Raw genomic sequence first — 11,982 nt, 5'->3', positions numbered from 1 at the left:
CCGATAGCTGCTCCGGTACACATCAAATACGTCGCACAACCGCTGAACGGCGTAGCTCCCCTGCAATCGCTCGATTATTTTGAACTGTTCAGCGAGTCCGACATCAAGAGAGCTGTAGCCTTTTTTAGGATTTCTTTCTCTTCTTCGACTCGCTTAAGCTTCCGTTCTAGCTCTTGGATGCGAAGTTGCTCGGGAGTAATAGCAATGCCTTCAGGCGCCTTGCCACCTCGCTCTGCCCGCAGCTTCCGAATCCACGACTCCATCGTGGATTTACTGACTCCCATGGCTTCGCAAGCCTCTTTCACGGTGTAGTTCTGGTCGACTACCAGTTGGGCTGCCTCGAGCCTGAACTCGGGGTCAAATCGCTTCTTTGTTGACTTGGTCATTAATTCACCTGATCTCGTTGAGCGTGATAATATCACTCAAAGTCAGGTGGCCAAATTCAGTGTGCCACTACAGTTCGGCAATAGCGGATATTGCCGTATTCTCATTGTCGCGGGTCGCGGTTATTTCTTTTGGGGGACTGAACTTTTGGGGACCTTCAGTCTAACCTTGACCTGCTTCTAAATCATGCGCAGGTGAGTTTGCAGAACGGATGGTGCGCTACCGTCTACTAAAATTTTTGAAACCCCAACTTTTATAAGTTTATCCTAAAAACGGCTTTATAATATTATGGTAAAAGCCTGTGATTTTGTGGGGTTTTCGAGATGGTAAATTACAACTTTCTGTTAAAGTCGACATTAATTTTCGAAAAATAAAAGAGCCCCGCAATGCGGGGCTTTTTTGTTGATTGCGCCTATCGCCTGTTTGCAATGACGTGGAGTAAGCGCGAGGTCGTCAGTTGCCAGACCAGTACGCATCCAGCTGGACATTTGAGGCACCCTGGCGGGCGGCGCGCAGACCGATGTACCAGGTGCCTGCGGCAGGTGAGCTAAACGAGCAGGTTTCGTCGTTGCCGCCACCACCGTCACGGCAGTCATAGCTTCTGGTGGTCGGGTTTGCACCGAAACGCACATAGAGGTCCACGTTGCCGCTGCCACCGGATGAGGTGATATCCAGGCTGCTCGCTCCGGCCGGTACATCGAGCGTGAAGTACTGCCATTCGCGGTTGCCGAAATTAAGTCCGGTCTCGGTAAACCCATCGCCAGTCGGTTCAGTGCCTCCGTCACTTACCGTGACTGATTGCGTATCGCTGTCAGTAGCGCCGTCGTCATCACTTACCGTGAGCGTTACCGAGTAAGTGCCGGCACTGCCATAGGTGTAAGTCGGGTTTTGATCGGTGGAGCTGCCGCCGTCACCAAAGTCCCAGCTGTAGCTGGCGATACTGCCATCGCTATCGGAACTGCTGTCGGTAAAAGTCACAAACAGGTCGCTGGCACTGAATGCGAAACCTGCGGTGGGTGGAGTATTGCTGGGCGTGGTGCCACTGACGGCATCGATGGCGGCACTGGCATCAATAATGCCTGCGCCACAGCCACCACTGCACGCACCTGGGAGGGCGCGCGCGGTCGACTTGAGCAGGCTTTCCACCTGCGTGGGCGAAAGGCTGCTGTCGGTGGCGTACATCAGGGCCGCGGTGCCGGAAACATGCGGTGCTGCCATGGATGTGCCCTGGTAGTACACGTAGATTTCACTGCCCGGGCTGGTAGCGCCATCGTTCAGGGTTGAGGCGATACCGTGGGTGGCGTCGTAGGAGAGGTCGCCACCGGGGGCACTGACATCGACGGTGGCGCCATAGTTGGAGTAATAGGATCTCGCCCCGAAACGCTCGGTGGCGGCGACGGAAACGACGTTGTCACAGCTGGCGGGACGATAGCCGGAGGCATCGGCGTCACTGTTGCCAGCGCTGACGACTACCGTTGTTCCATTGGCAACCGCGGTGTCGATTGCCGTCTGGTAGGTGGCGTCGCAGCTGCCGCTACCGCCCAGGCTCATATTGATCACCTGCGCAGGGTTGGCGTTGACCGGTACCCCGGGCACGCTGCCTCCGGAGGCCCACACAATCGCATCGGCAATATCCGAAAGGTAGCCGCCGCATTTCCCGAGCACCCTGACCGGCACCACCTTCGCATTAAACGCGACACCGGCAACGCCTTTATTGTTGTCGGTTACTGCGGCGATGGTGCCGGCAACGTGGGTACCGTGCCAGCTACTGTCCTGATCGCTGGGCGGACTGAACAGACCGCATTCATTGAACTGCACGGCGTCACCCGGGTCGCTTGGGTCGGCGTCCCGGCCATCCCCGTCGTTGGAGACAAAGGTGTCGTCAATAAAGTCGTAGCCGGGGAGGATATTGGCATCCAGGTCGGAGTGATAGACATAGCCGGTATCCAGCACCGCTACTGTGGCACCAGTGCCGGTTTGTTTGTCCCAGGCCGCCGGCAGATTGATGCCGCCGGTCGCTTCGTAGTAGTGCCACTGGGCACTGTAGTAGGTGTCATCGGGTTCAAATTGCGGCTGCATCAGCGCATCTTCTTCCACCGACAAAACATTCGGGTCGGTCTTGAGTGTTGCCATCAGCTTTTGGAGCTGCCCGGGAGACATGTGTTTGTCGAGACGGTACAACTGGCGATTGCGCAGTGCCAATCCCCTGACATGCGCGAGGCTGGCGCCTCCACGCGCGCCGTGCGCCACGGCCTGGGCTGGCCAGTCTCGCTGCAGGGTGTCCCGGTATTGAACGATGATGCGTTGGGGGACGTTGGAAACGTCGGTAATGTTTGCAGCCATCGCATCGGAGGATATTCCCCCAATGCTTGTTACAAGAATGGCGGCGGTAAAGCGTACTCCGTTCAGAATGGATTTCATTCTTATTCTTCTCCTGGAAGGGTCGTTGGAGACCGAAGACACGCAATACCAGGGGTTCCGCTGTTGGCGGGATTTCGTATTGCGCTTCCGGAATAGTGAGTGCGGTAGTACTTCTGCGTGTCCTGACGTTGACCCCAGCAGGACGTTAAATCAGCTTCCGCAAGCTCAAACATTTGCCAAGTTGAACCATCGTGCAAGGTGGTTGGTTCGGAAACGCGACGCTGCTCACGGGAGTTGGTAGAACCGCCTGACACCAGTGGCGCGGGACTGTTTGCTCCAGCCGAAAATCGGCGCGAAATACTGTGCGTCTTGATCTCGCCTATGGTTAGGCCGGGTTAATGACCGTCAGGTCTTTCCGTCTGTCACTTGCGACTTATCCCCCACTCTATCCCTCCTCCCCCAAAGAGGAGGAGGTAGGTGGTTCTACGGCCTGTCACCATGCTGTGCATAACCATAATCAGTTATGCGGTGAGAGTAATGACCAATCAGTCCTATAACGCTTCTGGCGGTAAGCCGGCACTCAGTTTCTGGCAAATCTGGAATATGTGCTTCGGCTTCCTCGGAATCCAGTTTGGCTTTGCGCTGCAGAATGCCAATGTAAGCCGGATCTTCCAGACCCTTGGGGCGGAAGTGGATGATATTCCGGCGCTCTGGGTCGCAGCGCCCCTGACCGGGCTGCTGGTGCAGCCACTGGTTGGCTATTTCAGCGATCGTACCTGGAGCGGTTTTGGCCGCCGGCGCCCATTCCTGCTGGCCGGTGCCATCCTGTCATCTATTGCCATCCTGTTTATGCCGCACTCGCCAACGCTGTGGATTGCAGCGGGCATGCTGTGGGTGATGGATGCCTCGATCAATGTCTCCATGGAACCTTTCCGGGCGCTGGTTGGCGATATGCTGCCGCAGAAACAGCGCTCCTTTGGTTACGCGCTACAGGGCTTTTTTATTGGCGTGAGTTCTGTGGTGGCTTCGGCCCTGCCGTGGATACTGGCCAACTGGTTTGGCGTTTCGAACACGGCGCCTGAGGGTGTGGTGCCGGAGTCCGTGCGGCTTTCGTTTTACCTCGGCGGCTTTGCCTTTCTTGTAGCCGTACTGTGGAGCGTACTGAAAACGAAGGAGTACTCCCCGGAACAGCAGGCGGCGTTTGAGGCCGCGCAATCCCCCGAGCTGGCAGGTGGCCAGGGCACCGAGGAGGTGGCGGACCACAGCGCGGCTTATCGCAAGCTCGGTGGCCTGATGGTATTGGTAGGTGCACTACTTGCCGGTTTTGTCTGGAAGCAGGCTCTGGACAAGCAACTGTATATCCTCGCGGGCCTGATTGTCGGGCTTGGTGCCCTCCAGCTGGCCGCCGCGCTGCTGCGTGGTCGCGCCCAGGTGCTGGAAGAGATTGTGTCCAACCTGTACTCGATGCCTCCCGCCATGAAGCGCCTGGCATGGGTACAGTTCTTTTCCTGGTTCGCTCTTTTTGCAATGTGGATCTATACCACCGCGGCGGTGACCAGCTTCCATTTTGGTACCAGTGAGGTGACATCGCAGGCCTATAACGATGGCGCTGACTGGGTAGGAATGCTGTTCGCTACCTACAACGGGTTTGCAGCCCTGGCGGCGCTGCTGATCCCGATCATGGCGCGCCGGTTTGGTATGCGCCTGTCGCACAGCCTGAACCTGACCCTGGGCGGGCTGGGGTTGATGTCGTTCATGGTTGTACGCGATCCCCAGTGGCTGCTGCTGCCCATGGTGGGGGTTGGTTTTGCCTGGGCTTCCATCCTGTCATTGCCTTACGCGATGCTCTCCACCCATGTGCCGCACAAGAAAATGGGTGTGATGATGGGGTTGTTCAACGGCTTTGTTGTTATCCCTCAGCTGCTGGCGGCCAGTGTGCTTGGCTTTATTCTGCGGACTTTCTTTGATAACGAAGCAATCTATGCATTGATACTGGGCGGCGCCAGCTGGCTGTTGGCTGCAGTCTGTGCCCTGAAGGTGGCCGAGCCCGAGAGCGAGCGAGAAGCGGGCCTGACAGCGGCTGAAAGCTGAGTCCATTTTATTCACCGAGTGATTTAAGCCCCGTTTTATGGGGCTTTTTTTCGGGCGACGTTTAGTCCAGGTGTCTGGTTGCCGGCTCCCGCAAGCGTGTGGCCGTTTGAGATTTTTATCCGCTTGCGCGAGTATGGGCCACTTCATTCTTTCAGGCTCTGCAGTATTTCCATGTCTTTTATCGAATCCCTCGATGCCTTTTTAGCCACCTTCGTGTACTACGCGTGGGGCAAGCCATTATTGATCCTGCTGGTTGGTGGTGGCCTGTTCCTGCTGATCAGCTCCCGTGCGCGGCCTTACCGCCACCTGGGCCACAGTATTGACCTGCTGCGCGGCAAGTACGATGACCCCAAAGATCCCGGCCAGGTGCCGCACCGCCAGGCGCTTTCCACCGCGCTTTCCGGCACCCTCGGTCTCGGCAATATTGCCGGTGTGGCGCTGGCCATCAGTACTGGTGGGCCCGGCGCAATACTGTGGATGTGGGTCACCGCACTGGTCGGCGTAGCGACGAAGTTTTTCACTGCAACACTGGCCGTTATGTACCGGGGCCGGGACGCCGCCGGCGAGCTGCAGGGCGGCCCCATGTATGTCATTCGCGAGGGGCTCGGAAAAAAATGGTTGCCTCTGGCCTACCTGTTTGCCATTGCGGGCCTGTGCGGTTTGTTGCCGGTATTCCAGTCGAATCAGACCGTGCAGCTGCTGCGGGAATCCTTCGCGCTGCCAATGGGCTGGGTTGGGGCGGAGAATGCGCTTACCTTTGACCTCGCCGTGGGGGTGCTGCTGGCGATTGCGGCAATGGTGGTAATCATCGGACGTATCCAGCGTATCGGCCGCTTCGCCGTGCGGGTGGTACCGGCAATGGTGGTGTTTTATCTCGCGCTGACGCTGGTTGTGATTGGCTATTTCTGGGACCAGGTGCCGGCTGCTTTTGCGCTGATTTTTTCCGATGCGTTTACGGGCAATGCCGTGGTCGGTGGCACCCTGGGTACCGTCGTGGCAACGGGTATCAGCCGCGGCGCTTTCTCCAACGAAGCGGGCATTGGTTCCGAGTCCCTTGCGCACGGCGCGGCCAAGACCACCGAGCCGGTACGTGAAGGCGTGGTGGCGATGGTTGGGCCTATCGTGGATACCCTGGTCGTATGTACCTGTACTGCCCTGGTGATTTTGCTCACCGGGGCCTGGCAGCACGGTGAAGGTGTGGAAGGGGTCTCCCTGACTGCGAGTGCATTTTCCCAGGTGTTCGGCCACTGGGGGCCGCTTCTGTTACTGGTGATGGTGGTTCCGCTGGCGTTCAGTACCATCGTCACTTACTGGTACTACGGGGTTAAATGTTTCAATTTCCTGTTTGGCCCCCGCTGGCAGTGGCTGTATTCCGCACTCTATATCCTGCTGATTGTGATCGGCGCAGTGGCGTCGCTGAATATCGTGAATAACGTCATTATCGGTATGTATGCGGTGATGGCAGTGCCGACGATGGTGTCGACACTGATACTTTCCGGAAAAGTGAATCGCGCGGCGGATCGCTATTTCGCCAAGTTTGACCCACTCAAAAACAAGGCTCAATAAACCGGCATGCCCGGTTCTGATCCGTGCTGCACAGATGCGGTGCAGCATGGGTCACTCTCTTTACTTCCCTCTTCATCTCCTTGTTGCGAGCTCTGCGCACAAACCTGAACCGGTTTTCAGTCGATCATCAACTGGCTGCTTTTTATTCTCTTCTCAATTTTCCGGCTTAGCCCCTTCTGGCTATTTGTGATGTTTTTCACAAACTTGGCGTGTTTATTTTAGATTTCACAGTTTTGCTATGGGAACACCGTAGGAAAAAAGCTACAAACGGCAGCTCGAAAAAAAACAATATCCCTCTACGGTTACTTTTAGGTGGAATAATGGCCAACCCTCTCGACCCGAAGCCAGAAGCCAATCTGGAATCCAACTCTTTCCTGTCCGGTATGAACGAAACTGGTGCGAGCCAGCGTCCCTTTGCGGACAAGCTGGAATCCACCATGGCCAAGGATCGCTCTGTAATCGGTAAAAACATCAAGTTCCGTGGCGAACTGATCGGTACCGAAGACCTGCACATCGAGGGCACCATTGAAGGCACCGTGATCATGGAAGGGCACGATCTTTCCATTGGTCGTGAAGGTGAAATCAATGCAAATATTCACGCACAGAATATCGTGATTAACGGCACTCTCACCGGCGATGCACTGGCGGATGAACTGATTGAAATTCGCAATACAGCGGTGGTTAAGGGCAACCTGATCGCTCCGCGTATTCAGCTGGACGACGGTGGTAAGTTCCGCGGTTCCATGGATATGGTGGATACCGATGACGAGATGCGCGCTCGTCACAGCGAATTCAAGGAAAAACTGGTACACCCTAACCTGCCGCCGAAAGATGGCGCAGCCAGCAAGCCTGCACCAGCGAAGAAAGCTTTCGCAGCAAAAGACAGCGCCAAGGATGTGGCCAAGGAAGCGGAGCTGGCTGACAGCTGATTAACCTGCCGGGGCGGAGCTGAATCTGGTTCCGCCTCATTCTATCCCTGGCAATAGCCCCAATATTTGCGATCACCGATGCAACACCGTTCTTTTGGCCTCGCTGCGTTAACGACCGAGATGGTCAAAAGCGGGGACAGAATTCTCGACCTCGGGCCTCTTTCCTCCGGAACCACTCAGGCATTCCTTCGGCTTAACTGCCAGTGTCACATCGAAGACCTGATTGAATATCTTCTGGAAAACCAGAATGCCGAAGACCCACTGATTGCTCTGGAAGAGCACCTGCTTCCGAAACCCGCGAACCTGAAGTTCGATGTCATTCTGTGCTGGGACATTCTCAATTTTCTTGAGCTGGATGTAATCCGTCACCTGGTGCGCCTGTTACAGCCGCACCTGAAACAGGGAACCATCCTGCACACCATGCGCTATACCGGGCGAAACCAGCCGCAGAAACCACGGCGTTTTCGTCTGCTGGAAAATTTCTGTTACGAATATATCGATGATCCGGAATATCCGGCGGTACCTTCCAAAGGGCACTCAACGGTAACGCTGTTGAAATGCATGGACCGGTTCAGCCTGTTCAATTCGCTGATGAAGCGTGAAGGCATGGATCAGAATGTTACTGAGCACTTTCTGGAGTACGACAGCGTTACCTCGCGCAACCAGGTGCGCAGTGGTGGCGCTTCGGATGTCAGCGCGTATTTTCGCAATGTGCGCGATGATGAGCGTATTGAAATGCCCGGTGTGGAAAAGGCACTGGCGAGCATCCGCGCACTTTCGGCTGCACCGACCATGCTCGAGTGTGGCAGGAAAAATGGCCGCAACATCGATGCGTTGAAGAAAAAAATCGGTGCACTCTATGTGGAAGACCTGCATGCATCGCTGGCCTGGCAGAAAAAACTGCACGGCGAGGAAACCGGCTTCAGTACATCGATTTTTACCTTTGATCCCGGTACTCGCCTCGATGGCGTGTTTCTCTGGGATCTGCTGAATTACTACAGTGGTGCACAGATTCAGCAGCTCGGTGAATTGCTCGGTGAACGTATGACGCCGGGAGCAACTTTGCACTTTGTCATGTACAAGTCTGCCCAGATTCCCGAGCGACCTTCGACCTTTGAAGTGCTGGATGATAACCGGATTGCGGTTACCGGGGTCGCGACCAGCAAGCGCCAGCGAACTCTCAACAGCACGGCCGACCTGATGCGGCTGCTGCCCGGGTACCGTTTGTTCGGCCACCATATCGGAAAGCTTCCCAGTGGCGATGCTTTCCAGGAATTTGTTCTGCAACTCAAACCCTGAGAACTTTCTCCAATGTCTGAATTTTTGCGAAACGTATTTCTTGCCCTAAGTCCGGAAGCGGTCACCGAGGGCTTTTTGTGGGGCATGCTTGCCGTGTTCGCGCTCGCCCTGACTGCACGCACTTTGTCGCGTGCTATGGATTTTGTCGAACAGGCACCGGGATTACTTACCTCGCTGGGTATTCTTGGCACCTTTACCGGCGTCATTATCGGCCTGTTCGAATTCCAGATTGCGGATATCGACAACAGTATCGAGAGGCTACTCGATGGATTGAAAACCGCATTCATTACCAGCGTGTGTGGTATTGGTTTGTCCATCGTCTTGCGCGCACTGACGCGCTTTGTTGCCCTGCCAGGCAAGGAGGAGGTCAAACCTGTCGAGCTTGCAGATATCCAGCAGTCGCTTGAATCTCTGCAAGCCACGGTAGCGCAGGGGCAAGAGCGTCAGCTGGAGCAGAATGCTGAACTGATGAACACCTTTGCCGAGGATTGCGCCAAGGCGCTGGTTGTGGAGATGGAGCAGGTCGTTGCCAATTTTAACGCGCGGGTTGAAGCGCAGTTCGGCGAAAACATGACCCGCTTTGGAGAAAATTTCGCCCAGTTTGATGAGATGGTCGCGACGCTGAGCAGAGAATACAAGGCGCACGAGGAGCGTGTGGAATACTGGTCCGAGCATTGTGATACCACCGTGGTCGGCCTGGTCCAGGTAGCTCGGGATCTGCAGCAGGTACACAGTCAGCTGGCAGAAATTCCGCAGTTCCTTTCCGGTATGCAGGAGTTTGGCAGCGAAGCGCGCGAGCAGATTGTTGCGCTCAACGCTCAACTCGAAAGCTACCGCGATATCAGCACACAGGTACAGACGGTAATGCCACAACTCGGCGAGCGCATCGAGCAGTTTGTGCGCGGCCTGGATGTTGTTCAGCAGGTTCTGGACAGCGACATGAAGCAATCCCTGGTGAGCATCAGCAAGCAGAGTGAATTGCTGGGTGCCCAGATTGAGGCGGTCTCCGGAGCCTTCGAGAAGATGTCTAGCCTGGATGCAGACTTTATCCAGTCGCTGGTTCAGGAAACCATCACCACCCACCGCAACGGCATGCAGGAACTGGCGCTGCAACAGGCACGCACCCACAAGGAAATGACCGATGCACTGAGCCACCTGATTCGCAAAAGCATCGGCGATTCCGAGGCATCCATTGGCAAGCAGTACGCACTGGTGGAACGCCGCATGGAAGAGGAAGTGGACGGTGTTATCTCTGCGATGGGACAGGCGCTGGCCGCAATCAGTGGACAGTTCACCCGCGATTACCGCCAGCTGATCGCACAGATGCAGCGTGTGACCGAGGTTGGTGCGGCGACTGCTGAGCGTGCCGAGCAGAGGGAAATGGCTTAATGGCGGCGCGCTTTGGCCTCGGCTCGCGCAGCGAGGACGAGGCATCCTGGATCAGTGTGTCCGACTTGATGGCGGGCCTGATGATGGTGTTCCTGTGCATTGCTGTGGCAATGATGCGCTCGGTGATGATCGAGCGCGAAAAAATCCGCACCATTGCCATGTCGTACAAGGAAAACCAGCTGGCGATCTACGAATCGCTACAGCGGGAGTTCCGCGGAGATCTGGATCGATGGGGCGCGGTGATCGATCGCGATACGCTCACGGTCGCCTTCATTAACTCCGATGCCATGTTTGATACCGGTGCGGCGCATTTGAGTGCGCACTATCAGGTCGTGTTCGAAGAGTTTTTTCCCCGGTATATGAACGTGCTGGCCCCGTTCAAGACATCGGTGGACGCCGTTCGTATTGAGGGGCATACGAGTACTGGGTGGGGCCTGATGAGCAGCGACGCCGATGCCAGTTATTTCAACAACCTGCGCCTGTCACAGGACCGGGCGCGCTCGGTACTGCGCTTTGTTTACACCCTGGATTCGGTGTCTGCCCATCATCAGTGGATGATGCAGAATGTGGCGGCGGTCGGATACTCTTCCTCCCGACCGATTTACAATGCCGACGGCAGTGAAAATATCGAACAGTCCAAGCGGGTGGCATTTCGCGTGATTACCAATTCTGAAATGAAGATCCACAGCATTCTTGAGGAATCCTTCTGATGCGTGGCTGGAGCCGGCATCTGGAAGCGCTCACCCGGGCAATCTCTCCAATGAAGGCGGAAGGGATCGAGGGCGTCAGCGAATCTGAGTCCGAGGGTGAAACCGGGGCAGCCGGGTACGTGGAGCTGCAAGTAGCTGACACCGAAGTGGAGACCGCGGCGGAGTCTATCGAGCAGGCACTGGTGCGGGGGATGCAGGTTTCTCTCGGCGATCTTGAACCAACGGCCAATGGGTGGCTGTATCGTGGCTCGCCGGTGATGGTATTTGGCGTAGATGTAGCAGCGGTGGCCGATTCCGCTGTAAGGCGCGAATTTTTCCACCGCGTACACATTGCCACCTGCTGTGGTGCACTGGAAGATCCCGCGCAGGCGGTTTGGATTGGTACTGCGCGAGACCAGCTATCCGCACCGGGACTGGAGCAGGCGCCCCACGCCTGCGAGTACTGTCTTGCCAAGGTGAATCATCAGGGATTTCGCGCCCTGCCGCCCCGGGAGCGCAGCCGCGCGGTGGCGAACTTCAATTTTTTCTGGCATGTAAGTCAGTACGCCGACGAATATTTCCAGCCTGAAGTCGCTACCTTCTGGGCGCCGGGGCGGGCGCCACAAATCATCGAGCCGGTAGCTGCTGTCGAAGGGCAGAGTTGCCATTATTGCGACTGGCAGCTGTCTGCAGAAGCGCCCTGGATACTTTCCAGTGATGATGCACAGGCACTCGGGATCGAGGGCGATTGCTGTGTGATTTGCGCTCAGCAGCAGGCCACTGGCATTTTTACTTTGCCAGAACCCCTGGCGCTGGCAGCGAGTGATGCGCGTTTTCACGCGCTCTCAGAGGCGCGTAGCGAACAGGAAGACGCCGAATTGCCGGAGTCCTGGAGCGACGTGCGCCGCTGGCTGCCGCTGTCATGGCACCCTCTAATCGTTCAGCTGGAAAGCCGCCTTGGGCCGCCGCAATTGTTCCAGCGCTTTACCGGCTACGATGGCGTGGCGGTGCTGGCCTGGCCGGATTACCGGCGGGGTATCATTGTGGATGAGTCGGTCAAGGCCAGCCTGCCAGAAGGCTGGGATTTCTGGCCGCGTTCCCAGGTGTTGAGCAGCCTCGGCTAACTCCGCCGGGCAGCGCCGAATCAAGTACGGAAAGGCAACATGAGTTGCCTTTTTTATTGGCGCTCCGAATTACCAAAGCGTCCTGGTCCTCGGGCAGAGGTTGAACGTTACTGTGCCATACTTTTTGCGCGTGTTTGAAGAACTGCGATG

Annotated in this window: 9 protein-coding genes; 7 read left to right on the top strand and 2 right to left on the bottom strand. The window is 56.4% G+C overall.

The features are described 5' to 3' along the window. Window positions 1-74: 74 nt before the first annotated feature. A complete protein-coding gene (locus LC093_RS07610) occupies window positions 75-386 on the bottom strand; it encodes a transposase (RefSeq protein WP_226663810.1) in 312 nt (103 codons plus the stop codon). A gap of 451 nt (window positions 387-837) precedes the next feature. Next, window positions 838-2,805 carry a S8 family serine peptidase gene (locus tag LC093_RS07605; RefSeq protein WP_226663807.1) on the bottom strand — a complete coding sequence of 656 codons (1,968 nt, stop codon included), beginning with the start codon at window positions 2,803-2,805 and terminating at the stop codon, window positions 838-840. Between the two features lie 477 nt (window positions 2,806-3,282). Here LC093_RS07605 and LC093_RS07600 point away from each other — a divergent pair, with 477 nt between their 5' ends. The 7 genes from LC093_RS07600 (at window position 3,283) to LC093_RS07570 (ending at window position 11,832) form a co-directional block, all read left to right on the top strand. Then, window positions 3,283-4,836, top strand: coding sequence for an MFS transporter (locus LC093_RS07600; RefSeq protein ID WP_226663805.1), 1,554 nt, complete (start codon window positions 3,283-3,285; stop codon window positions 4,834-4,836). Window positions 4,837-5,007: 171 nt separating this feature from the next. Further along, window positions 5,008-6,402, top strand: coding sequence for an alanine/glycine:cation symporter family protein (locus LC093_RS07595; protein ID WP_226663802.1), 1,395 nt, complete (start codon window positions 5,008-5,010; stop codon window positions 6,400-6,402). A 320-nt stretch (window positions 6,403-6,722) separates the two neighbouring features. Beyond that, entirely contained in the window at window positions 6,723-7,331 is a 609-nt protein-coding gene (locus tag LC093_RS07590; RefSeq protein ID WP_226663801.1) for a bactofilin family protein, read from the top strand. A gap of 78 nt (window positions 7,332-7,409) precedes the next feature. Next, window positions 7,410-8,630 carry a class I SAM-dependent methyltransferase gene (locus tag LC093_RS07585; RefSeq protein ID WP_226663800.1) on the top strand — a complete coding sequence of 407 codons (1,221 nt, stop codon included), beginning with the start codon at window positions 7,410-7,412 and terminating at the stop codon, window positions 8,628-8,630. Window positions 8,631-8,642: 12 nt separating this feature from the next. Further along, window positions 8,643-10,019, top strand: a complete 1,377-nt coding sequence (locus LC093_RS07580) for a MotA/TolQ/ExbB proton channel family protein (protein ID WP_226663797.1) — start codon at window positions 8,643-8,645, stop codon at window positions 10,017-10,019. Then, entirely contained in the window at window positions 10,019-10,729 is a 711-nt protein-coding gene (locus LC093_RS07575; RefSeq protein WP_226663795.1) for an OmpA family protein, read from the top strand. Before LC093_RS07580 ends, LC093_RS07575 begins: the two co-directional genes overlap by 1 nt. Beyond that, entirely contained in the window at window positions 10,729-11,832 is a 1,104-nt protein-coding gene (locus LC093_RS07570; RefSeq protein WP_226663793.1) for a hypothetical protein, read from the top strand. Before LC093_RS07575 ends, LC093_RS07570 begins: the two co-directional genes overlap by 1 nt. Window positions 11,833-11,982 lie beyond the last annotated feature (150 nt).

Origin of the sequence: Microbulbifer aggregans (genome assembly GCF_020524005.1) — a bacterium.
Classification (GTDB): Bacteria; Pseudomonadota; Gammaproteobacteria; order Pseudomonadales; family Cellvibrionaceae; genus Microbulbifer; species Microbulbifer aggregans_A.
This window is presented reverse-complemented; position numbering and strand designations above follow the sequence as displayed.